The sequence below is a fragment of the Kitasatospora indigofera genome (genome assembly GCF_014655955.1).
Classification (GTDB): domain Bacteria; phylum Actinomycetota; class Actinomycetes; order Streptomycetales; family Streptomycetaceae; genus Kitasatospora; species Kitasatospora indigofera.
The window spans coordinates 78,703-100,485 of the sequence record NZ_BNBO01000033.1; the positions used below are offsets into that span (position 1 = coordinate 78,703).

Here is a 21,783-nt window from a genome sequence, read left to right on the forward strand (position 1 = left end):
ACGGGTAATCTCCATTCCGTGCAAGCCCCGACCGAATCATCATCGGCCCCGACCCGGCCGCCGGCCGAACAGGTCACGGCCTACTCCACCTGGCCCCCGCTGGACCGGACGCAGACCACGCTGCTCGGCCTGACCGCGCTGGCCTATCTGATCGTCATCGCCGGCGTCCTGCTGGACACCGCCCTGGTGGACCTGGACTGGTGGGCCAGACTGGCGCAGCCCTACCACCGGTGGCCGGAGCTGGAGCCGCTGCTGAGCGCCTGGGTGGTGGCGGGCCAGCGAGGTCCGTCGGCGATCGCGGCCGGCGGCTGGCTGGTCTGGCGCGCCTGCCGGACCCACAACGCGCGCCCGCTGCTGGTGATGGGCACCGCGCTGCTGCTGCTCAACGTCACGGTCGGCACCGTGAAGATCGTCACCGGCCGGCTCGGCCCGCACTACGCCCACTACGTCGGCTCGGCCGAACTCTTCTCCGGCGGCACCATCTTCCCCTCCGGCCACACCGCGAACGCGGTGGTCACCTGGGGCGTGCTGGCCTACCTGGCGGCGCGCTGGCGGCGGACCGGCGCGGTGCTGGCCGGTGCCACCGCCTGCTCGATCGGGCTCACCACGGTGTACCTGGGCACGCACTGGGTGAGCGACGTCCTCGCGGGGTGGGCGGCCGGCCTGCTGGTCCTGCTGGTGCTGCCGCTGGCCGAGCCGCTGCTGGCCACCGCGGCCGACCGGCTGGCGGCCCACCGCCGCTCGCGGCGGCCCGGCGGCCCGCCCGCCGGCCCGTGACCGCGGTACCCGCGACGACCGGCGGGTCAGCCCTCCCAGCCGCGTTCCACCACCCCGTCCCGGACCACCAGGTTCAGCCGCCCCTCGCGGTACTCCATGGTGGTCATCGCGCCGGGCTTCAGCAGCCGGACGCTCGCCCAGCCGCGCTCGCGGGCCAGCTCCTCGGCGGCCTCGGTGCTCAGCCCGGCAAAGTCCCGGGTGTGCTCCTCCGTCATCGCGGTTCCCCCTTCCGGTCGGACGTACCCTGGAATCGTAGACCCGCCCGGGCCGGACGCCCAGGGCGATGTCCCGCCGCGAGGAGGTGAGCGCCGTGCGTGCGACGGCCCCCCGGCGCTGGCGCAGCGGCACCGAGCCCGCGACCGCCCGCAGCGACCTCAAGCTCCGGTTGCTGCTGTCCCTGGCCTTCACCCCGTTCTTCGCGCTCTGCACCGCCGGCTTCGCCGTCCTGGCCGCCCGGGCCGCACCGGACGGCGCGCCGTCCCGCGGCACCCTGATCGGGTTCGCCGTCGCCTGCGCCGTGCTGACCGTGTTCGCCGTGGTGGACCTGGTCGTGGTGCTGCACCGCCGGCAGACCGAACTCTGACCGCCGCCCCCGGGACCCGTTCCGGCGGCCGCCCCGCTTCCCCGGCCGGGCCGGGAGCGGGGGCGGCCGGCCCGGTCACCTGCTGCCGACCGCCTGCTTGACCAGCGTCCGTCCGAAGTCCCACATCAGGCCGCTGCCGCGGTGCGCGTCGTCCATCACGTCGGTGAAGGCGTCGACGAACCGGTCGACGTCCCGCTCGGTGATGGTGAGCGGCGGGATCAGCTTGATGACCTCCAGGTGGTCGCCGGACACCTGGGTGAGGATCCGGTGCCGCTGGAGCAGCGGGACGACCACCATCTGTGCGAACAGGCCCTTGCGGGCGGCCTGCAGGGCCGTCCATCCGGTGCGCAGTTTCAGCGACTTCGGCCGGCCGAACTCGATGCCGATCATCAGCCCCCGGCCGCGGACCTCGGCCAGCAGCTCGTACCGGTCGGTCAGCGCGGCGAGCCGCTCGCGCAGCAGGTCGCCCGTCCGGCGGGCGTTCTCGACCACCTTCTCGTCCCGCATCACGTGCAGGGTGGCCAGCCCGGCGGCCATCGCCTGGGCGTTGGAGCCGAAGCTCGCCGAGTGCACCAGGACCCGGTCCATCGAGGAGTACACCTTCTCGAAGATCCAGCCCTTGCCGAGGGTGGCGCCGACCGGCACGTACCCGCCGGAGAGCGCCTTGGCCGCGCAGACCAGGTCCGGCAGCACGCCGTCCTCATGCTGGTAGGCGAAGAACTCGCCGGTCCGGCCGATCCCGGTCTGCACCTCGTCGCAGATCAGCAGGGCCCTGTTCGCGTGCAGCAGGTCCTGGGCCGCGCGCAGCCAGCCGGGCGGCGGGGCGAGCACGCCCTTGCCCTGGATCGGTTCGACGATCAGGGCGGCGACGTCGCCCTTCTTGAGTTCGCGGGCCAGCGCGCCGAGGTCGCCGAGCGGGATCGCGGTGTCCGGCAGCAGCGGGTCGAAGCCCTTGCGGAACCCGCTCTCGCCGTTGACCGAGAGCGAGCCGGCGGTCAGCCCGTGGAAGGCGTGGTCGCAGTAGAGGACGCGGCGGCGGCCGGTCGCGTACCGGGCGAACTTCAGCGCCGTCTCGACCGCCTCGGTACCGCTGTTGCCGAAGAACACCCGGTCCAGCCCGGGGGTGCGGGAGAGCAGTTCCTCGGCGAGCAGGCCGGGCAGCGGGGCGCAGTCGAAGCGGGTCAGGTCGGGCAGTCCGAGGTCCATCACCTGCTGGACGGCGGCCCGCACCACCGGGTGGTGCCGGCCCAGCGCGAAGATGCCGAAGCCGGCCAGCATGTCGAGGTACTCGTTGCCCTCGGCGTCGTAGAAGTACGGTCCCTCGGCGCGCTCGTAGTACTTGTCGAAGCCGATGGTGTGCAGCATCCGGGGCAGCTGCGGGTTGAGGTACCTGCTGTGCAACTCGTAGCGCTCGGCGCCGCGTTCGGCGAGCAGCGCGGCGAGGTCGAAGCCCCCGGCGGCGGGGCGGCCGGCGGACGGGAGGCCGGGGGCCGGGCGGTCGGGGGCCGGTTCGGTGCTGGAATCAGCCGGCATGACGCTGGTTCGCTCCTCGGGTCGGTAGCAGCCGCTTGGCGACGGCGGCGGTCTGGGCGGCCACGCCGGTGCCGGTGAGGCCGATCTCCTCCAGGATCTCGCCGCGCGAGGCGTGCGCGAGGAACTCCTGGGGGATGCCGAGCGCCCGCAGCGGTGTGTCGACCTCGGCGTCCCGCAGGGCCTGGGCGACGGCCGCGCCGACGCCGCCGGCCCGGCCGTTGTCCTCGACGGTGACCACCAGGCGGTGGGCGGCCGCGAGTTCGACCAGCGCCGGGTCCACCGGCTTGACCCAGCGCGGGTCGACGACGGTGGCGGTGAAGCCCTCGGCCAGCAGCAGGGCCGCGGCGTCCAGGCAGGCGGGCGCGGTGGTGCCGACGGCGACCAGCAGGATCTCCGGGGCGGGCCCGGTGCGCTGGAGCACGTCGACGCCGCCGATCCGCTCCTGCGCGGGGACGGCCAGCCCGATGTCGGCCTTGGGGAAGCGCACGACCGTGGGGGCGTCGGTGACCTCGACGGCCTCCCGCAGCAGGGCCCGGAGCTGGTCGGCGTCGCGCGGGGCGGCGAGGCGCAGGCCGGGGACGACCTGGAGGATCGACATGTCCCACATGCCGTTGTGCGAGGCGCCGTCGGTGCCGGTGACGCCGGCGCGGTCCAGCACGAAGGTGACGCCGAGCTTGTGCAGCGCGACGTCCATCAGGACCTGGTCGAAGGCCCGGTTCAGGAAGGTCGCGTAGACCGCGACGACCGGGTGCAGCCCGCCGGTGGCCAGGCCCGCGGCGCTGGTGACGGCGTGCTGCTCGGCGATCCCGACGTCGAAGGTCCGTTCGGGGTACGCCTCGGCGAACTTGGCCAGCCCCACCGGCTGGAGCATGGCGGCGGTGATCGCGACGACGTCCGGCCGCTCGGTGCCGATGGCGAGCATCTCGCTGCCGAAGACCGACGTCCACGAGGTGCCGCCGCTCGGTGAGATCGGCAGGCAGGTGTACGGGTCGATCGGCCCCACCGCGTGGAACCGGTCGGCCTCGTCCTGCTCGGCGGGCCGGTAGCCGCGGCCCTTCACGGTCAGGCAGTGCACGATGACCGGGCCGCCGAAACCGCGGGCCTGGCGCAGCGCCTGCTCGACGGCGGCGATGTCGTGCCCGTCGATCGGGCCGAGGTACTTCAGGCCGAGGTCCTCGAACATGCCCTGGGGCGCGAAGGCGTCCTTGAACCCCTTCTTGGCGCCGTGCAGCGCGTCGAAGATCGGCTGTCCGACCAGCGGCGTCCGTTGCAGCGCGCCCTTGCCGAGGGCCAGGAACCGCTCGTAGCCCTGGGTGGTGCGCAGGGTGGAGAGGTGGTGGGCCAGGCCCCCGACGGTCCTGGCGTAGGAGCGCTCGTTGTCGTTGACGACGATGACCAGCGGCCGGTCCTGCGCCTCGGCGATGTTGTTCAGGGCCTCCCAGGCGAGGCCGCCGGTGAGCGCGCCGTCACCGATCACGGCGACCGTGTGCCGGTCGTGCTGGCCGAGCAGCTGGGTGGCCTTGGCGAGCCCGTCGGCGTAGGCGAGCGCCGTGGAGGCGTGCGAGTTCTCCACCAGGTCGTGCTCGGACTCGGCCCGCGACGGGTAGCCGGAGAGGCCGCCCTTGGCGCGCAGCCGGCTGAAGTCCTGCCGTCCGGTGAGCAGCTTGTGCACGTAGCTCTGGTGGCCGGTGTCCCAGACGATCCGGTCGTACGGGGAGTCGAAGACCCGGTGCAGGGCGATGGTGAGTTCGACGACGCCGAGATTGGGGCCGAGGTGGCCGCCCGTCCGGGTGACGGCGTCGATCAGGAAGTCCCGGATCTCCTCGGCCAGGAGGGGGAGGTCCGACGCGGGAAGCTGTCTGAGGTCCGCTGGTCCCTTGATCGCGGGCAGGAGTGACATGGGTTCACCTCAGGACTCGTTCGGCTCAGGGCTTGTTCGCAGGGCTTGTTCGACTCTGGATCTCTTCGAATCGGGCGGCGTGTCCAGCCTGCCGTGCGATCGGCCGGCCCGCCCGCCCGCCGGGAGCGGGCCGGTGCCCGGCACGGGGAGCCCGTGCCGGGCGGCCGGTCACTTCTGGCGGTTGGCGCCGATGGTCTCCCGGACGGCCCGCAGCGACTCGGTGAGCGACCCCATGGTGGCGAGCACCGCGGTCGGCTCGTACCCGCAGTGCGCCATGCAGTTCTCGCAGCGCGGGTCGCGGCCGCGGCCGTACTTCGACCAGTCGGTCTTCTCGATGAGTTCGCGGTAGGTCGGCACGTAGCCGTCGGACATCAGGTAGCAGGGGCGCTGCCAGCCGAACAGCGAGTAGTTGGGGATGCCCCAGGCGGTGCACTCGAAGTCGACCTTGCCCTCCAGGAAGTCCAGGAAGAGCGGGCTGTGGTTGAGGCGCCACCGGCGCCGGTTGCCGCCGGCGAAGGTCTTCTTGAAGAGCTCCCTGGTCTGCTCGACGCCCAGGAAGTGCTCCTGGTCGGGGGCCTTCTCGTAGGCGAAGGCCGGGGAGATCATCATCTCGTCGACCTTGAGGTCGTCGTTGAGGTAGTCGAGCACCTCGATGATGGTCTGCGGGGTGTCGGTGTTGAAGAAGGTGCTGTTGGTGGTGACCCGGAAGCCGCGCCGCTTGGCCTCCTTGATCGCCTCCACGGCCTCGTCGAAGGTGCCCTCCTTGGCCACCGACGCGTCGTGCCGCTCGCGCAGCCCGTCGATGTGCACGGTGAAGGTGAAGTACGGCGAGGGGGTGAACTTGTCCAGCTTCTTGCGCAGCAGCAGGGCGTTGGTGCAGAGGAAGACGTACTTGCGCCGCTCCACCAGCTGACGGACGATCTCGTCGATCTGCGGGTGCATGAGCGGCTCGCCGCCGGCGATCGAGACCATCGGCGCGCCGGACTCCAGCACGGCGCCGACCGCCTGGGCGACCGGCATCCGCTGCTTGAGCACCCCCGCCGGGTGCTGGATCTTGCCGCAGCCCTCACAGGCGAGGTTGCAGGCGAACAGCGGCTCCAGTTCCACGATGAGTGGGAACTTGTCCCGGCGCTTGAGCAGCTTCTGCTGCATGAGGTAGGTGCTGACCCGCACGGTCTGGCGCAGCGGCATGGCCATGGCTAGCTCGCCTCCTGAGGGAGCGTCGAGGATGTGGGGTGAACAGGGGGGTGCTGGCCGGTGGGCCCGCCGGCGCGGGAGACGCCGGCCGGGGCCGCACCGGCGGTGGCACAGGCCTGCGCGTGCCAGGCCACCAGGGCGGGCACGGTGGCGCGCAGCGTGCGCCAGGCCCGCAGTCCGGCCGGCAGGGTGCCGGGGCGGACCAGTTCGCGCTCGGGGGTGTCGACCACGACCCGCAGGACGGCGGCCGGCAGCGGGACGGCGGCGGGGCCGCCGGCGGGCTGCGCGGCCGGGTGGAGCTCCCGGAGCCGGGCCAGTACGGCCGCGGCCTCCATGTCGACGGCCAGTGCCCCTTGGGCGTGCAGGGCGCGGCGCTCCAGGCCGCGGACGACGTGGTCGGCGGTGTGGTGGACACCGATGTGCGTGGTCAGGCCGTCGGCCCGCAGGGCCTTGGCCAGGGTCGGGCCGGAGCCGATCGCGAAGTGGTTCCCTTCGGCGTCGCGCACCCCGTCCGCAACGATGACGTCCCCGGGGCTTATTCCCGGGGCGACGGCGGCGCCGAAGCCGGCGACCACCAGGGCGCTGTAACCGCCGGGGGCGGCCGTCAGCAGGCGTCTGACGGCGAGTCCGGCGCGGCGCCGGCCCATCCCGGTGCGCACCAGGACGGGCGGGCCGCCGGCCGCGCCCGACCAGTCCCCGCCGCGCAGGGCCCAGACCTCGGGGCCCAGGGCGCAGAGCACCAGGAGCGGGGCGGTGCTCATCGGGCGGCCCCGATCCGGGGCACGCTGCCGGCCAGGGTGCCGATGCCGGGCGTGCCGTTCAGGTAGCGGCCGAGGGCGGTGACGGGGAAGACCAGGCGGTAGAGGTGGTAGTTGATGGAGAAGTCCCAGGGGAATCCGGTGCCGGTGAACTGTGGTTCGTCCCAGGTGCCCTCCGGCAGCTGGGTGCGCACCAGCCAGTCGACGCCGCGTTCGACGGCGGGGTTGGCCCGGCCCTGCGGGCCCTCGCCGGCGGCGAGCAGGGCCATCAGGGCCCAGGCGGTCTGCGAGGCCGTGGAGTCGCCGCGCCCGGCCCAGTTCTCCGGGTCCTCGTAGGAGCGCATGTCCTCGCCCCAGCCGCCGTCGGCGTTCTGGCGGTCCTCCAGCCAGCGGACCGCCCGGCGGATCGCGGGGTGGTCCTCCGGGAGGCCGGCCGCGACCAGGGCGGGCAGGACGGAGCCGGTGCCGTAGATGTAGTTGGTGCCCCAGCGGCCGAACCAGGAGCCGTCCTCCTCCTGGTTGCGCAGCAGCCACTGGACGCCCCGGCGGGTGCGCGGGTCGTCCGCCATGCCGACCTCGGCGAGCATCTCGACGACGTGGGCGGTGACGTCCGCGGACGGCGGGTCGACGACCTCGCCGAAGTCGCAGAAGGGCAGTTTGTTGGGCAGGGTGCTGGTGTTGTCCACGTCGAAGGCGCCCCAGGCGCCGTTCTTGGACTGCATGCCGAGGTTCCAGTCGACGGCCCGCCCGACCGCGCCGGAGACCCGGCCTGGGTCCGGGTGCGCCACCCGGCGCAGGGCGAGCACCACCTCGGCGGTGTCGTCGATGTCGGGGTAGTTGTCGTTCTCGAACTCGAAGGCCCAGCCGCCGGGGGCCAGCGACGGGCGCTGCACGGCCCAGTCGCCGCGCCGGGTGATCTCCTCCCCGATCATCCAGTCGACCGCGGAGACCAGGGCGGGGTGGTCGGCGCCCACTCCGGCGTCGACCAGCGCGATGGTGGCCAGGCAGGTGTCCCAGACCGGGGACTGGCAGGCCTCCAGCCAGCGCATGCCGTCCTCGGTGTGCACGGTGAAGCGGTCGAAGGCGGCCAGGCCGGCCTGCATGACGGGGTGTTCCAGTTCGTAGCCCTGGAGGTGGAGGGCGATCAGCGAGTAGACGGCCGGGGGCTGGATGCCGCCCCAGCAGCCGTCCGCCTCCTGCCGCTCGACGATCCAGCGGGCGGCCTGCGCGAGGGCGACCCGGCGCAGCGGGCGGACGGCCCGGCGGTGGTAGGCGTGCAGGAACTTGTCCAGCCGCTCGAAGATGCCGTCCCAGCTGGTGGGCGGCGCGAGCGGGCGCTGGGGGAAGGGGTTCGCGGGGTCGGTGTGCAGTTCGGTGAGGGCGAACGGGGCCGGTCGGACCGGGCGGTGCGCGGAGACCACGGTGAGCGGGACGATCGTCTGCCGGGCCCAGCAGCCGAAGGCGTAGATGTTCAGCGGCAGCCACCGGGGCAGGAACATGATCTCGGGCGGCATCTCCGGCAGCCGTTCCCACGGCCACCAGCCGAACAGGGCCAGCCAGATCCGGGTGAAGACCCGGGTGGCCGCGATGCCGCCGCTGTCCCTGATGTGCCGGGCGGCCGCCTGCATGTGCGGGGCGCCGGGGTCGTCCCCGGCGAGTTTCAGGGCGACGTACGCCTCGACGGTGGTGGAGAGCTCCGCCGGGCCGCCGTAGAAGGTGGACCAGGTGCCGTCGTCCCGCTGCTGGGAGCGGATCCATTCGGCCGTGGCCTTGGTCAGTTCTTCGTCCCGGATGCCGAGGAACTGGCGCAGTAACAAGTCCTCGGCGTCCATGGTGACGTTCGTTTCCAGGTCACCCTTCCACCAGCCCTCGGAGCTCTGCAGTGACAGCAGGTGGGTGGTGGCGCGGGACAGTGCCTCCTGGGCGGAGGCGGGGCCGGTGCCACCGGTAGTAGGTCCATCAGCTTGTCGGACCGGCTGGCTTCCGTCGGTCTCCCACCGCCCGGCTTTCGCGGGAGGCAGGGACGGAGCCGCTGCCGGCGCCTGGCGCCCTTTCGGGCGGTCAGGCGCCGGTGGGCGCTCGCCCACCGCGACCGGCTCGGAATCGTACTCAGGGTCGAGCCGGCCGTCCGCAGTTGCTGTCAACTTGACGTCACCTCTCTCGTACCACCACGAATTCGGCGAGTGCGACGAAGTGCTCACGCACCGTGTCGGCCATCGGCACCTCGTCCAGGGCGGCGAGGGCAGTCTTGTGCTGGCGGCGGGCCTCGTCCTGGGTCCAGGACCGGCCGCCCGCCTCCTCGATCAGTGCCGCGCGGGCGGCGAGCTGCGGTTCGCTCTCCTCCCCGCGCCCCTTCGGGTCGGCCAGCTCCTCGGCCAGCCGGCGCGAGGCCGCGCCGCCCTCGGCCAGGGCCGCGGCGACCGGCAGTGACTTCTTGCGCTGGCGCAGGTCGCCCCAGTGCGGCTTGCCGGTGACCTCGGTGGCGCCCCAGATGCCGAGCAGGTCGTCGACCGCCTGGAAGGCCAGGCCCAGGTGGTGGCCGTAGCGCTGGAGCGCGTCCGAGGTGCGGTCGTCGGCACCGGCGAGCACCGCGCCGATCGCGGAGGCGGCGGCGAGCAGGGCGCCGGTCTTGTTGCCCTCCATCTCCAGGCACTCCTCGACGGTGACGACGTCGCGGTGCTCGAAGGACAGGTCCTGGGCCTGCCCGTCGATGAGCTTGCGGGTGGCGGTGGTGATCAGCCGGACGGCGCGGGCCGCGTCGGTGGGGCTGGCCCCGCCGGTCACGGCGGCGTCCAGCAGCACCTCGGTCCCGAGGGTCGCCAGGGCGTCGCCGACCAGGATCGCCTGGGCCGGACCGAAGACCGTCCAGGCGGTGGCCCGGTGCCGTCGGGTCTCGTCACCGTCCATCAGATCATCATGGAGCAGGGAGAAGTTGTGCACCAGTTCAACGGAGACCCCGCCGGGCACCCCGGCCTCGGCCGGAGCACCCACGGCCCGGGCCGAGAGCAGGGCCAGCGCGGGGCGCACGGCCTTGCCGCTGTCGCCGTGGGCGGGCGCGCCGTCCTGGTCGATCCAGCCGAAGTGGTAGGCCGCCACGGTGTCCATCGGAGCCACCAGACGGGCCACCGAGGCCCGCAGCGGGGCGGCGCAGAGCGTGCGGGCGTGGGCGAGCAGCTCGGGCACCGAGACCGGCTCGGCCTGCGCCGTGCCTCCCGCGCCTCTGCCGATGCGTGACTCCACGGACGTTCCCTCTCCCTGGTGGTGCCGGGCCGTGCTGGACGGCCGGGTGTTTGCGGTGTCGGCGGCGGTTCCCGCGGCGCCGGCGCGGACGGGGCCCGGGGTCACCTGGGCCACCTCCCGTCGCCTCGGTCGACGGGCCGGCGGGCGCCGTCCGCCAGGGCGGCGTCGGCCGCCGCGTGGCCGCTGCGCACGGCGCTCTCCATGGTCGCGGGCCAGCCGGTGGCCGTCCACGAGCCCGCCAGCAGCAGGCCGGGGACGCGGGTCCGGGCCACCGGACGGAGCGCGGCGCTGCCCGGGGCCGGGTCGAAGGTCGCGGTGCGCTCGCGGGTGACGAAGAAGTCCAGCACCTCGGCGCCGGCGGCGGCGGGCAGCAGCCTGGCGAGCTCCGGCAGGTAGCGCCGGCGCAGCTCGGCCACCGGCAGGTCGATCTCGTCCTGGACGGCGGACTGCGACACCGCCAGGTACTGGGCCCCCGGGTGCGCGGCGCCGAGGCCGGAGCCGGCCAGCCCGGAGTGCGTGGTGCGGTCGAAGACCCACTGGACCGGCGATCCCAGCGCCGCGAAGAACGGGCGGCGCAGCACCTTGCGGTCGTAGATCACGTGCAGGTTGAGGATCGGCGCGGTGCCGAAGCCCGCGAGCCGCTGCTGCCCCTCGATCGCGTCCGGCGGCAGCAGGGCGGCGGCGGTGTCCTGGGCGCCCGCGAGGACGACCGTGTCGGCGGCCAGCAGCTCGCCGCCGTCCAGCCGCACGGCGTGCTGGCCGGCGGGCTTGAGCTCGGTGGCGCGGGCGCGCAGCAGGACCCGCACGCCGGCGCGCTCCAGCTCGGCGAGCGCCGCGTCGTGGTGGATCGCGCCGAGCGGGACGGCCGCCGTGCCGATGTCCGAGGCGCCCGGGTCGGAGAGCAGCCCGGTCTTGAAGACCATCGCGGCCAGCGCCAGCGAGACCTGGTCGGCGGTGGCGTTCAGGGTCGCCACGCCCACCAGGTCCCACATGGCGGCGAGGGTGGCGGCGTTCTGGCCGTGCCGGCGCAGCCAGTCGCCGAAGGAGATGTCGTCCAGGGCCGGGTCCGTGAGGTCCAGGCCCTTCAGCGCGAGCGCCGCCCGGACCACCCGCAGCCGGTCGGCGGGGCCCAGGTGCGGGTACGCCGCCAGGCTGCCGGCCAGGTGCAGCGGGACGGGCAGGGCGGCCCGGCGCAGCCGGCCCAGGGTGCGCCGGGCGACCGGCCCGGAGCCCTGGACGGCGAGCACCGGGACGTCCAGCCGGGGCTGGACGTCCACCAGCCGGCCGGCGCCGAGCCGGTCGACCAGCCCGCGGTAGGCGGTGCAGCAGCGCAGGAAGACGTGCTGGCCGTTGTCGACGGTCAGCTCGCCGCGCTGGAAGGAGAAGGCCAGGCCGCCGAGCCTGGGGCGGCCCTCGACCAGGGTGACGCGGTGGTCGGCCTCGGCGAGCCGCAGGGCGGCGGTGATGCCGGCCAGGCCGCCGCCGACCACCACGGCAGTGGGCCGGGCGGTGTCGGATCGCACGCTCATCGGCCCTCCCCCCTGTCGTCGGCGCACGGGAAGCAGGTGCTCGACGCGAATCCGCCCGTGTGTGATTCCGCGTTGACAAAGCGTGACATAACTGACGTGAGAATCAAGAACGCCCTCCGGCGAGCCCCGACAGTGCCACGTATGCCTTCTCCCAGCCCGGCAGCGACACCCGGCCGCGCAGGACCGACTCGGGGTCCGAGGCGATCCGGCCGAGCAGCCGGTGGTAGATGCCGGCCATCGCGGCGGTGCAGGCGCGGCTGCGGCGGTCCAGCAGCGGGAGCAGGCGCAGGCCCTCGGCGAAGGCCTGCTGGGCCCGCGCGGCCTCGAAGGCCACCAGGCCCGCGAAGTCGGCGCCGACCCGCGGCCTGGCCAGCGCGAAGCCCTCCTCGCAGCCGAACCGGGCGAGGTCCTCGGCGGGCAGGTAGGTCCGGCCGTTGACGGCGTCCTCGCGCAGGTCGCGCAGGATGTTGGTGAGCTGGAGCGCCAGGCCCAGGGTGTCGGCGTACTCGGCGCCGCGGACCGGGTCCTCGCAGCCGTAGACGCCGAGCGAGAGGCGGCCGATGGAGCCGGCCACGCAGCGGCAGTAGACCTTGAGCTGCTCGTAGGTGCGGTACTCGGCGCCCTTGAGGTCCATCTCGACGCCGTCGATCAGCTCGTCGAAGCCGGCCAGCGGGATCGGGAAGCGTCGCGCGGCGTCCGCCAGCGCGACCTTGATCGGGTCGGTGTCGTCCTCGGCGACCTCGCCGGCCCTGATCTCGTCCAGCAGGTCGCGGGTGCGCAGCAGCTGGTCGGCCTTGCGCTCGGGGGGCAGTTCGCCGTCGCCGATGTCGTCGACCCGGCGGGCCAGGGCGTAGAGGGCCGACATGGCCAGCCGCTTGGGCTCCGGCAAGAGCCGGATCCCGTAGCTGAAATTGCGGGCCTGCAGGCCGGTGACCGCCTCGCAGTACCGATAGGCCGCCATGACCTGCGCCGACGCCAGTGGTGATGCCGCCACTCGGGCGTTCACCTTCCCTTCGCGAAGATTGCCGCCGCCTTCGCTGCGAGGCGGCGCTTGTCGGGCTTCGCCTGCTGGGCGAGTACGTCGTACCCGGCCGCCTCGACGGCGGCCAGGGCCGCGTAGCCGCCGGCGGTGAATCCCGCCAGGAGCAGTCGGAGCCTCCCCCGAACCGTACCCACCAGCGGCGCGCCGCGATCGAGCAGGGTCCGGGCCCGGTCCGCCTCGAAGGCGACCAGCTCGCGGACGGCCGGGCCGGCGCTCGGGGCGGCGAGGTCGGCCTCGGTGACGCCGAACCGCGCGAGGTCCTCGGCGGGGAGGTAGATCCGGCCCCGGGCGAGGTCCTCGGCGACGTCCTGGAGGTGCTCGACGATCTGCAGCGCGGTGCAGATCGCGTCCGACAGGGCGATCCGCTCGGGGGTGGAGACGCCGGCGATGGAGAGCACCAGCCGGCCGACCGGGTCGGCGGAGAGCCGGCAGTAGTCGGTCAGGTCCTGGTAGCCGGGGTAGCGGGCGGTGGTCTGGTCCACCCGGTTGGCCTCGATCAGCCGCCGGAACGGCTCGGGGGTGAGCGCGTGCCGCCCGACCAGCGGGACGAGGGCGCGCATCAACGGGTGCCGGGGGCGGTCGGCGGCCGGGTCCAGCGCCGCTTCGAAGACCCGGTCGAGGTCCCGCTCCAGGCCGTCGAGCAGGGCCAGCCGGAAGGCGGTCTCGGCGGCCCCGGGCGGGCCGGCGGGAGCGCCCGCGGCCGGGCGCCCGGGCGCGGGCGCCGCGACGTCCAGCTGCCGGGCGGTGCCGGCCGGGTCGGCGAGGTCCCCGTCGCCGGCGTCGTCGACCAGCCGGGCGAAGCCGTACACCGCCATCAGGTCGGTGCGCCAGGCGGCCGGCAGGAAGAACGGGGCGACCGGGAAGTTCTCCAGGTCCGCCTTGTCGAGCGTCACCCCTGCTGACGGGTCCGTTGACTCAACTCTGGGATGGGCCGAAGCCGACACTGCTGTCACTCCCCCGTTCTACACCGTCCCGACCACCGACCTCGCCCGGACACGCGTCCGATACCGGGCGCCCCCTGCGACGCACCACCCCCCGGCGTACAGCCTGACACCACGGAGCGCGCCGCAAAAGACCGCCTGCGAACGCATCGCCGCACGCTCACCCGCACGGCCGAGGGGCCGGCGTCCGGGACAGTCGCTGTCCCGGACGCCGGCCCCTCGCCGGTACCGCTCAGTGCTGCGGGCGCTCGCCGCGCTCGTAGGCGGAGACGACCTCCTCGGTCGGGCCGTCCATCACCAGCTCGCCGTGCTCGATCCAGATGGTCCGCTCGCACACCTCGCGGATCGACGAGTTGTCGTGGCTGACCAGGAAGACCGTGCCGGCGGCCTTGCGCAGCTCGTTGATCCGGGCCTTGCTGCGCTGCTGGAAGGCCTGGTCACCGGTGGCCAGCGCCTCGTCGATCAGCAGGACGTCGTGGGTTTTCGCGGCCGCGATGGAGAACCGCAGCCGGGCGCCCATGCCGGAGGAGTAGGTGCGCATCGGCAGGGAGATGAAGTCGCCCTTGTCGTTGATCCCCGAGAAGTCGACGATCTCCTCGTAGCGGGACCGCACCTCGGCCGGCGACATGCCCATCGCCAGGCAGCCCAGGACGACGTTGCGCTCGCCGGTGAGCTCGTTCATCAGGGCCGCGTTGACGCCCAGCAGCGAGGGCTGGCCGTTGGTGTAGATCCCGCCCCGCTCGGTCGGCAGCAGGCCGGCGATGGCCGCCAGCATGGTCGACTTGCCGGAGCCGTTGGAGCCGATCAGGCCGACGGCCTCGCCCTTGTACGCGGTGAAGCTGATCCCGCGCACGGCGTGCACCTCGCGCACGCCGGAGGCGCGCTTGCGGCTGATGATCCGGCTGATCGCGGAGGTCGCGCTGCCCTTGCCGGAGCCGGCGCCGTGCACCCGGTAGACGATGTGGACGTCGTCCACGATCACGGTGGGCTCACGGGCGGGAACGCTGTCCTGCACGGCCGGCTTCTTTCCCATGTCGATCTTGGTCGCACTGTCAGCCACGGCCGTACTCCTCCTCTGCCTTCCAGAAAAAGACGAACCCGATCACGAGCATCACGACCGCCCAGCCGATGCCGTAGGTCCACAGGTGGGCCGGCAGCTTCTGGTAGTGCGCCTCGTGCTTGTTGTAGATGATCGGCGCGAAGGCGTGCCGGACCAGGTCCATGTAGACCGAGGCCGGGTTGATCGTCATCACCACCTGGACCCACTTGGGCCAGTTGTCGATGCGGTCCTGGATGCTGTACATCACGCCGGACATGTACAGCCACGCCCGCATCGCGAACGGGATCAGCTGCGAGATGTCACTGGTCTTGGCCCCGATCCGGGCCATGATCAGGGCGACACCGGTGTTGAACATCGACTGCAGCACCAGCGCGGGGGCCACCAGCAGCCAGGTCCGGCCGGGCTCGATCCCGTTCGCGATCACCACGACGACCAGCACGACCATCGAGATCAGCAGCTGCTGGAGCTGGATCACCGTGAAGGCGATCGGCAGCGAGGCCCGCGGGAAGTGCAGCGCCCGGATCAGCCCGAGGTTGTCGGAGATGGCCCGGGTGCCGGCCTGCACCGCGCTCTGCGTGAACTGGAACACGAAGACGCCGATGCACAGCCACGCGATGTAGTACGGGAAATCGTCCTTGTTGGACAGGATCACGCCGAAGACCAGGTAGAACACCGCACAGTTCAGCAGTGGGGTCACCACCTGCCAGATCTGGCCGAGCTTGGCGTCCGTGTACTGCGCCACCAGGCGCGCGGTCGCGAACGCCCAGATGAAGTGCCGCCGGGCCCAGAGCTGCCTGACGTACTGGACCAGTGACGGGCGCCGGCCGCTGACCGCCAGGCCGTACTTGTCCGCGAGCTGCTTGGGGGTCAGGCCGGCGTCCGCCCCCCTCGGGGCGGAGAGGCTGGCAGGTTCACTCACTGTCGACACATTCGTCCTTCGCAGGGATCGGGAGTCGGGCGACCGGACGGCGGGGGGAACGCCGGCCGGACGCCGAGGGGGATCCAGGGGATCACGGGGGATTCGGCCGGCGGTGTGGTGGTCACCGGCCGCTGCGATCAGATGACCGGCGGTCTGCCCAACCTGGTCAGCCGCCACACAGTACGCCATCGCATGGGCCGGCGCGTGCCGCAGGGCTCGCTCCAACCCGCCCGGAACCCGCCCACCCAGGCCTTGAGCGCCTCGGGGGAGGGGCGGCGGGCCAGCGTCAGCAGGAACCAGGTTCCCAGGTAGAGAGGCACGAACAGGGCGGGAAGGTTCCGCCGCGCGAGCCAGACCCGGTTCCGGGCCACGTTGTGGAAGAACGTGGCGTGCCGGGCGGGCGAGGTGGTCGGGTGGTGCAGCACCACGTCCGCCCGGTAGTCGATGGACCAGCCGGCGTCCAGCGCCCGCCACGCGAGGTCGGTCTCCTCGTGGGCGTAGAAGAACTCCGCGGGCAGCTGGCCGGCCTGCTCGAACACCGTGCAGCGCACGGCGCTGGCGCCGCCCAGGAAGGTGGTCACCCGGGACGAGCGCAGCGGGTCGCTGGCCCGCAGCCGGGGCACGTGCCGGCGCTGGGTGACGCCGGTCTCCGGGTCGGCGATCCGGAAGCTGACGATGCCCAGGCCCGGGTCGGCGGTGAACGCCTCCCGCAGCAGCTCGGCCGAGTCGGTACGGGGGAGCAGCCCGTCGTCGTCCAGGAACAGGACGGCGTCGACGTCCCGGCCGTCCGGGCCGAACAGCTCGATGCCGACGTTGCGCCCGCCGGGGATGCCGACGTTCTCCGCCAGCTCGACCGAGCGCACGCCCGGCGGCAGCGGCGGCAGCGCGGCGCCCTGGCCGACCACGGCCAGCTCGACGGCGGGGCCCTGCTGCGCGAGCACCGACTCGATCAGCGCGTTCAGCTCGGCCGGGCGGTTGCCCATGGTGATGATCACCGCGCCGAGGCGGAAGTCCTCGGGGCGGGTCGCGGCGGCGCCTCCGGAGGCGGCCGGGGCGGTCATCGGAGCCTGCTGGAGAGGACGATGCTGAGCAGGTGGAGCACGGTCTGCAGCATGGCGACGGCCGCCAGCACCACCACCGCGAGCCGGGTGAAGAACAGCCCGCCGTGGACGGCGTCGGCCACCCCGGCGGCCAGGACGAACAGCGAGGCCTCGACCGCGCCGACCAGCCGGTGGAACTTCAGGAAGGAGGCGGCCTTGCGGGCCTTGGCCACGCCGGAGGAGCGCGGCACCGCGGCGCTGTCCTCGACCGCGGACAGGCCGCTGCGGGCCCGTGCCACGTCCACCAGGTCGGTCTCCGACTTGATCAGGATCGCGCCGAGCGCGGCCAGCGTGCCGAGGAAGGCCCACTCCCACTTCGACCCGCCGCTGTCGCGGTGGAAGAGGTCGGCGGCCCGCAGGCCGAGGCCGGTGAGCAGCGCCGCCTCGGACATGTAGTGGCCGACCCGGTCCAGGTAGACGCCGGTGAGGGAGGTCTGGCGGCGCCAGCGGGCCACCTCGCCGTCCACGCAGTCGAGCAGCAGGTAGACCTGGATCAGCAGCGCGCCGAGGACCGCACCGGCCAGCCCGGGGACGACCAGCGCCGCACCGGCCAGGATGCCGGTGAGCATCATCAGGTAGGTGAGGCCGTTGGGCGTGATGAAGGTGACCGGCGCCAGCACCCGGGTGATCCGCAGCGAGATGCTGCGCATGTAGAGGCGCCCCGCCCAGTGCTCCGCGCTCCGGCGCTGCAGCATGCCCTCAGGGTGGATGACGGCCCGCAGCTCCTCGATCGAGGGCCGGACCGTGAGGTCGACCGCGGGGCGGTCAGTCGTTGACGGCTTGGACATAGTCGGCGTACGCGTCCCTGATGGCTGATGGGGAGAGGTCTAGGTGCTCAAGGATGGTGAAGCGACCCGGACGGGTGTTCGGAGCGTAGTGCACCGCTTCGGTGAACTCCGCCTCGGTGAAGCCGATCTGAGCTGCGGTCACCGGCAGGCCGTGGCGTGCCAGGCACTCCACGATCAGACCGGTCAGCTCCCGCTCGCCCCGCAGGAAGCTGGCGAAGGCGGCCCCGAGGCCCACCTGTTCGCCGTGCTGGGCGGATCGCTTGGGATACAGCACGTCCAGGGCATGCGAGATCTCGTGGCAGGCACCGGAGGAGGGCCGGGTACTGCCCGCGATATTCATCGCGATGCCGGACAGTACCAGGGCTTCCGCCAGGGCCGTAAGGAGGTCCTTGTCCTGGAGGTTTCCCGGATGACGGAGCAGGCTCTCCCCCGCCGTGCGGGCCATCGCGACGGCCAGTCCGTCGACCTTCTCGCCGGTGACGGCCTGGGACAGCTCCCAGTCCGCGCAGGAGGAGATGTTGGAGATCGCGTCGCCGATGCCGGCCGCGACGAAGCGCTGCGGCGCCTGGCGGATCACGTCCAGGTCGACCACGATGCCGATCGGTCCCGGCACCCCGTAGGAGCCCCGCCCGGCGTCGTTGTCGAGGGTGGAGACCGGCGAGCAGATGCCGTCGTGGGCCAGGTTGGTGGCCACCGCGACCACCGGCAGGCCGACCCGGGCGGCGGCGTACTTGGCGGCGTCGATGATCTTGCCGCCGCCGAGGCCGACCATGGCGTCGTAGTGCCCGGCCCGCATCCGGTCGGCGAGGCGCACCGCGCTGTCCAGGCTGCCGTCGTCCACGTTGTACCAGTCGGCGCCGGGCAGGGCCGGCTCCAGCCGGGACCGCAGCGCCGCGCCGGACCCGTTGCTGATCGCGATGGCGATCCGGCCGGCCGCGGACAGCCGCTGGTCGGCGAGGATGCCGGCCAGCGAGTCCAGGGCCCCGGAGCGGATCTCCACGAAGACCGGCGACGGAACCAGGCGGGTCAGTACTGGCACGCGATCTCCCGCGCCTTGGCCAGGTCCTCGTGGTTGTCGACCTCGACCCAGGAGACCTCGCCGATCGGCTGCACGTCGATCCGCAGCCCGCGGTTCACCATCTCCTGGTAGCCGTCCTCGTAGTACAGCTGCGGGTCCCGCTCGAAGGTGGTGCGCAGCGCGTCGGAGAGGTCCTCGGCGGCGGACGGGTTGATGACCGTGACGCCGATGTACTCACCTGTCGCCTCGGCGGGCTCCATCAGCTTGGTGATCCGGCGGATGCCCGCGGCCGGGTCCACGACGACCTTCATCTCCTCGTCGGCGAGCTTCTTCACCGTGTCGAGGGCCAGCAGGATGCCGGGGGCGCGGCCCTCCTTGGCGAGGCGGTCGTTGCCGTCCAGCATGGTGCGCTGCACCGAGGCCGGGTGCACGGTGTCGCCGTTGGCGAGCAGCAGGCCCTCGCGGAAGAGGTCCCGGGCGCACCAGAGGGAGTAGGCGTTGTTCCACTCCTCGGCCTTGTCGTTCTCGACCAGGGTGAGCTTGACGCCGTACTTCTGCTCCAGGGCGTCCTTGCGGTCGTACACCGCCTCCTTGCGGTAGCCGACCACGATGGCCGCCTCCCGCAGACCGACCTCGGCGAAGTTGCCGAGGGTGAGGTCCAGGACGGTCCGCTCCCCGTCGACCGGCACCAGAGCCTTCGGCAGGGTGTCGGTGTACGGGCGCAGCCGGCGGCCGGCGCCGGCTGCCAGAACGAGGCCGATCATGCGGTGTCTCCTGATCCGTCGTGCTCCGCTTGTCGAGCGCCGCGCACAGGGTGGCTGGGCGCGGCCGCGCGGGAGTGATGACGCGGGAGCGATCCCGCACCACCCGGCCGACCTGCACACCGGATGCCCGCGCCGGCCACTCGGGGGTGGCGCTCCGGTACCGCCGCGGGGGCGGTACGCCGTACTGGTGATGGTAGGCGACCGTGGCGACCAGCCCGAACGCGCCCGGCCCGCCGCCGCGGGCGGCCCGGACAGGGCCCGGACGGGGCCCGGGAGAGCGGCGGGCGAGGGGTGCGCGGGGGCGGGCCGGGGCCGGGAGGGGCCCGGGACGGGACAGGGGCGGCGGGCGGCGGACGGCCCGGGCGGGGCGGGGGAAGGCGGCGGAGAGAGCCCGGGACGGGACGGGGGCAGGGGCCGGGAGGGGCCGGGTCAGGACGGACTGCCATGATCGAAAATGATCGGATCAGCGCCCCGGTCGAACGGATTTCCTATTCGAAAGCGCAGGACCCGGCCAACAATGCGTCGGTCGGCAATCCGGTGCGCCCATACGGCAGACTGGGGCGCGACGCCACCGGTGCTCCCGAAAGAGGCCTCATGCCGCAGAGTCCCCCGACCAATCCGACGCACTTCACCTCCGGGATCGACACCGGTCTCGACGTCGAGACCGACGTCGCCGAACCGGCCGACGAGACCGGCGCCCCGGAGATCCTCCTGGAGCTGGTCGACGACGAGGGCGTCACGATCGGGACGGCCGAGAAGCTCTGGGCCCACCAGCAGCCGGGCCGGCTGCACCGCGCCTTCTCGGTGTTCCTCTTCGACCGCCAGGGCCGGATGCTGCTCCAGCGCCGCGCGCTCGGCAAGTACCACTCCCCCGGGGTCTGGTCCAACACCTGCTGCGGGCACCCCTACCCGGACGAGCCGCCCTTCGTGGCCGCCGCCCGCCGTACGGCGGAGGAGCTCGGGGTCGCGCCCGCCCTGCTCTGCGAGGCCGGCACCGTCCGCTACGACCTGCCCGACGAGGCCTCCGGGCTGATCGAGCGCGAGTGGAACCACCTGTTCGTGGGCCTGGTCACCGCACCCGTCCGGCCGAACCCGGACGAGGTGGACGACTTCGCCTTCGTCAGCGCCGAGGAGCTCAAGGAGCTGGAGGCGGAGCGCCCGTTCTCGGTCTGGTTCCGGACCGTCTTCGAGGCGGCCCTGCCGGGGATCCGCGAGATCGCCGGACGCGACTGGTAGCAGCGGACGGGCGGGGCGCCCCCGGCAGCTCTCGGGGGCGCCCCGCCTGACCCGCCCCGGCCGCCCGACCCGGGGCGCTGCGCCGGGCGGGTCGGTCCGCGCGGGTCCCGCAGGTCCGGGCCCGTCGGTCCGGGCGGGCCAGGCAGGTCCGGCAGGTCCGGTCAGGCGAGCGCCGGGGACCCGCCCTCGGCCTGCGGCGCGGCGGGCGGCTGCGGCGCGGTCAGCGGCTGGAGCGCGGTCAGTATCCGCACGGTGGCGGTGGCCGGGGGCAGCCCCGGGTGCTCCGCCGCCTGCGGGCGGTGCCGCGGCTCCTCCGGGGCCCGCGCCTCCTCCTCGGCGGCCGGCGGCGGGAGCGGCAGGGAGGCCCAGATCACCTTGCCCCCGGCGGCCGTCCGCTCGACGTCGCAGACCCCGCCGGCCTGCAGGGTGACGCTCTTGACCAGCAGCAGCCCGCGCCCGCCGAGCTGCCCCAGGTCGCTCTCCAGGGCCTTCGGCCGGTACGGGTGGCCGTCCTCGACCGAGACCCGCACGCTGCCCCCGCCGATCGTGAGTTCCGTGGTGACCTGCGGGGAGAGCACCGCGGCGTGCGTCACGGCGTTGCTGACCAGCTCGGAGACGATCAGGAGCAGGTCGTCGATCAGCTCCTGGTAGCGCCAGCCGGCCATGCCCTGGGCCAGCAGCCGGTCCCGTACCGCGTGCCTGGTCCTCGGCACGGACGAATCCTGGGCCAGGACCGAGATCCGCCAGACGCCCTCGACCGGACCGGCACCCGGCCGTCTCGCCCCGGGCTCGGCCGCCCCGCTGATCTGTTCCACGTCAAGCCGCCCTTCATGCTGGTAACGGGAGGCGTCACCGGCTGCCGCCGACGTCGGGAATCAGGCGTTCCACTCATGGCTCCCTTGGTCTCCAGAGGCTAGGAGAGCGACGCCGGACACTACGGCAGCGTCGACAACTTGCCCGTGTCGGACCGCTCACGCCCGATTCCGATCGGTTCCGGTCGCACATCTGCAAGAAAATCCCTACCGAGAACTGCCGGATCGTTCACGGCGCAGATGCCCTCTCCGCCCTGCGCCCCCGTGCGCCCCCACCCGGACCAGCCGCCCCGGACGCACCGTCGGCGAGGGGGCGGGCCGCGCCGGCGACACCCGGGGCCCGTCGCACGGCCGGCCGGCCGCCGGCACCCGCTTCGGCAGGTTCCTCCCGGTTCGTCCCCTCCCGCCCCGGCGACGCGGCACGCCCCCTCGCCGACCACAGAAACGCAGGTGAGAAGCGCTCCAGAACCCTGGTAGTGTTCTCTCTGTCGCCAAGGGGAACAGCAAGCGAAACCCCGAGGCACACACCCTGTCCGGGTGGCGGAATGGCAGACGCGCTAGCTTGAGGTGCTAGTGCCCTTTATCG

The 21,783-nt window shown here is 73.2% G+C and carries 20 protein-coding genes; 3 read left to right on the forward strand and 17 right to left on the reverse strand.

Annotated elements, in window-relative coordinates; translation table 11 throughout:
- Positions 1-18 precede the first annotated feature (18 nt).
- Positions 19-777, forward strand: a complete 759-nt coding sequence (locus IE329_RS25245; RefSeq protein WP_190213256.1) for a phosphatase PAP2 family protein — start codon at positions 19-21, stop codon at positions 775-777.
- Positions 778-803: 26 nt separating this feature from the next.
- Here IE329_RS25245 and IE329_RS25250 read toward each other — a convergent pair whose 3' ends face one another.
- Complete coding sequence (locus IE329_RS25250) at positions 804-992, reverse strand: I78 family peptidase inhibitor (RefSeq protein ID WP_190213257.1); 189 nt, start codon at positions 990-992, stop codon at positions 804-806.
- A 95-nt stretch (positions 993-1,087) separates the two neighbouring features.
- Between IE329_RS25250 and IE329_RS25255 the strand changes: the two genes are divergently transcribed.
- Positions 1,088-1,360 (forward strand): DUF6343 family protein, encoded by a 273-nt coding sequence (locus IE329_RS25255; RefSeq protein WP_229927737.1) that lies wholly within the window; start codon positions 1,088-1,090, stop codon positions 1,358-1,360.
- 75 nt (positions 1,361-1,435) lie between these two features.
- Here IE329_RS25255 and IE329_RS25260 read toward each other — a convergent pair whose 3' ends face one another.
- The 15 genes from IE329_RS25260 to IE329_RS25330 form a co-directional block, all read right to left on the reverse strand.
- A complete protein-coding gene (locus tag IE329_RS25260) occupies positions 1,436-2,893 on the reverse strand; it encodes an aspartate aminotransferase family protein (protein WP_190213259.1) in 1,458 nt (485 codons plus the stop codon).
- A complete protein-coding gene (gene dxs, locus IE329_RS25265) occupies positions 2,883-4,793 on the reverse strand; it encodes a 1-deoxy-D-xylulose-5-phosphate synthase (protein ID WP_190213260.1) in 1,911 nt (636 codons plus the stop codon). Before dxs ends, IE329_RS25260 begins: the two co-directional genes overlap by 11 nt.
- Before the next feature lie 168 nt (positions 4,794-4,961).
- The gene (hpnH, locus tag IE329_RS25270; protein WP_190213261.1) at positions 4,962-5,990 is read right to left on the reverse strand and encodes an adenosyl-hopene transferase HpnH; all 1,029 of its coding nucleotides are present in this window, start codon (positions 5,988-5,990) and stop codon (positions 4,962-4,964) included.
- 2 nt (positions 5,991-5,992) lie between these two features.
- Entirely contained in the window at positions 5,993-6,751 is a 759-nt protein-coding gene (locus IE329_RS25275; RefSeq protein ID WP_190213262.1) for a phosphorylase family protein, read from the reverse strand.
- The gene (gene shc, locus IE329_RS25280) at positions 6,748-8,769 is read right to left on the reverse strand and encodes a squalene--hopene cyclase (RefSeq protein WP_190213282.1); all 2,022 of its coding nucleotides are present in this window, start codon (positions 8,767-8,769) and stop codon (positions 6,748-6,750) included. The genes IE329_RS25275 and shc overlap by 4 nt, the downstream gene beginning before the upstream one ends.
- A 130-nt stretch (positions 8,770-8,899) precedes the next feature.
- Positions 8,900-9,988 (reverse strand): polyprenyl synthetase family protein, encoded by a 1,089-nt coding sequence (locus IE329_RS25285; RefSeq protein ID WP_373311287.1) that lies wholly within the window; start codon positions 9,986-9,988, stop codon positions 8,900-8,902.
- Positions 9,989-10,089: 101 nt separating this feature from the next.
- The gene (hpnE, locus tag IE329_RS25290; protein WP_190213263.1) at positions 10,090-11,517 is read right to left on the reverse strand and encodes a hydroxysqualene dehydroxylase HpnE; all 1,428 of its coding nucleotides are present in this window, start codon (positions 11,515-11,517) and stop codon (positions 10,090-10,092) included.
- A gap of 103 nt (positions 11,518-11,620) precedes the next feature.
- Positions 11,621-12,478, reverse strand: coding sequence for a presqualene diphosphate synthase HpnD (gene hpnD / locus IE329_RS25295; protein WP_190213284.1), 858 nt, complete (start codon positions 12,476-12,478; stop codon positions 11,621-11,623).
- Between the two features lie 41 nt (positions 12,479-12,519).
- Positions 12,520-13,503 (reverse strand): squalene synthase HpnC, encoded by a 984-nt coding sequence (gene hpnC, locus IE329_RS25300; RefSeq protein WP_190213285.1) that lies wholly within the window; start codon positions 13,501-13,503, stop codon positions 12,520-12,522.
- Positions 13,504-13,732: 229 nt separating this feature from the next.
- Complete coding sequence (locus tag IE329_RS25305) at positions 13,733-14,533, reverse strand: ABC transporter ATP-binding protein (RefSeq protein ID WP_190213286.1); 801 nt, start codon at positions 14,531-14,533, stop codon at positions 13,733-13,735.
- 19 nt (positions 14,534-14,552) lie between these two features.
- A complete protein-coding gene (locus IE329_RS25310; protein WP_229927739.1) occupies positions 14,553-15,488 on the reverse strand; it encodes an ABC transporter permease in 936 nt (311 codons plus the stop codon).
- Positions 15,489-15,616: 128 nt separating this feature from the next.
- Positions 15,617-16,540 carry a glycosyltransferase family 2 protein gene (locus IE329_RS25315; RefSeq protein ID WP_190213265.1) on the reverse strand — a complete coding sequence of 308 codons (924 nt, stop codon included), beginning with the start codon at positions 16,538-16,540 and terminating at the stop codon, positions 15,617-15,619.
- Positions 16,537-17,367 (reverse strand): CDP-alcohol phosphatidyltransferase family protein, encoded by an 831-nt coding sequence (locus tag IE329_RS25320; protein WP_190213266.1) that lies wholly within the window; start codon positions 17,365-17,367, stop codon positions 16,537-16,539. The genes IE329_RS25315 and IE329_RS25320 overlap by 4 nt, the downstream gene beginning before the upstream one ends.
- Positions 17,345-18,406: an iron-containing alcohol dehydrogenase family protein gene (locus IE329_RS25325; RefSeq protein WP_190213267.1), complete on the reverse strand. Its 1,062-nt coding sequence runs from the start codon at positions 18,404-18,406 to the stop codon at positions 17,345-17,347. Before IE329_RS25325 ends, IE329_RS25320 begins: the two co-directional genes overlap by 23 nt.
- Positions 18,394-19,149, reverse strand: coding sequence for a phosphocholine cytidylyltransferase family protein (locus tag IE329_RS25330; protein ID WP_190213268.1), 756 nt, complete (start codon positions 19,147-19,149; stop codon positions 18,394-18,396). The genes IE329_RS25325 and IE329_RS25330 overlap by 13 nt, the downstream gene beginning before the upstream one ends.
- Positions 19,150-19,743: 594 nt before the next feature.
- Between IE329_RS25330 and idi the strand changes: the two genes are divergently transcribed.
- Positions 19,744-20,385, forward strand: a complete 642-nt coding sequence (gene idi / locus IE329_RS25335; protein ID WP_190213269.1) for an isopentenyl-diphosphate Delta-isomerase — start codon at positions 19,744-19,746, stop codon at positions 20,383-20,385.
- 161 nt (positions 20,386-20,546) lie between these two features.
- Here idi and IE329_RS25340 read toward each other — a convergent pair whose 3' ends face one another.
- Positions 20,547-21,200: an ATP-binding protein gene (locus tag IE329_RS25340; RefSeq protein WP_190213270.1), complete on the reverse strand. Its 654-nt coding sequence runs from the start codon at positions 21,198-21,200 to the stop codon at positions 20,547-20,549.
- Positions 21,201-21,783: the final 583 nt, after the last annotated feature.

What these genes read in the sequence shown, in the direction of transcription:
- IE329_RS25250 (WP_190213257.1), bottom strand. Translation starts at nt 992, where the DNA reads ATGACGGAGGAGCACACCCGGGACTTTGCCGGGCTGAGCACCGAGGCC.
- IE329_RS25260 (WP_190213259.1), bottom strand. Translation starts at nt 2,893, where the DNA reads ATGCCGGCTGATTCCAGCACCGAACCGGCCCCCGACCGCCCGGCCCCC.
- dxs (WP_190213260.1), bottom strand. Translation starts at nt 4,793, where the DNA reads ATGTCACTCCTGCCCGCGATCAAGGGACCAGCGGACCTCAGACAGCTT.
- hpnH (WP_190213261.1), bottom strand. Translation starts at nt 5,990, where the DNA reads ATGGCCATGCCGCTGCGCCAGACCGTGCGGGTCAGCACCTACCTCATG.
- IE329_RS25275 (WP_190213262.1), bottom strand. Translation starts at nt 6,751, where the DNA reads ATGAGCACCGCCCCGCTCCTGGTGCTCTGCGCCCTGGGCCCCGAGGTC.
- hpnE (WP_190213263.1), bottom strand. Translation starts at nt 11,517, where the DNA reads ATGAGCGTGCGATCCGACACCGCCCGGCCCACTGCCGTGGTGGTCGGC.
- hpnD (WP_190213284.1), bottom strand. Translation starts at nt 12,478, where the DNA reads ATGGCGGCCTATCGGTACTGCGAGGCGGTCACCGGCCTGCAGGCCCGC.
- IE329_RS25305 (WP_190213286.1), bottom strand. Translation starts at nt 14,533, where the DNA reads ATGGGAAAGAAGCCGGCCGTGCAGGACAGCGTTCCCGCCCGTGAGCCC.
- IE329_RS25315 (WP_190213265.1), bottom strand. Translation starts at nt 16,540, where the DNA reads ATGACCGCCCCGGCCGCCTCCGGAGGCGCCGCCGCGACCCGCCCCGAG.
- IE329_RS25320 (WP_190213266.1), bottom strand. Translation starts at nt 17,367, where the DNA reads ATGTCCAAGCCGTCAACGACTGACCGCCCCGCGGTCGACCTCACGGTC.
- IE329_RS25330 (WP_190213268.1), bottom strand. Translation starts at nt 19,149, where the DNA reads ATGATCGGCCTCGTTCTGGCAGCCGGCGCCGGCCGCCGGCTGCGCCCG.
- idi (WP_190213269.1), top strand. Translation starts at nt 19,744, where the DNA reads ATGCCGCAGAGTCCCCCGACCAATCCGACGCACTTCACCTCCGGGATC.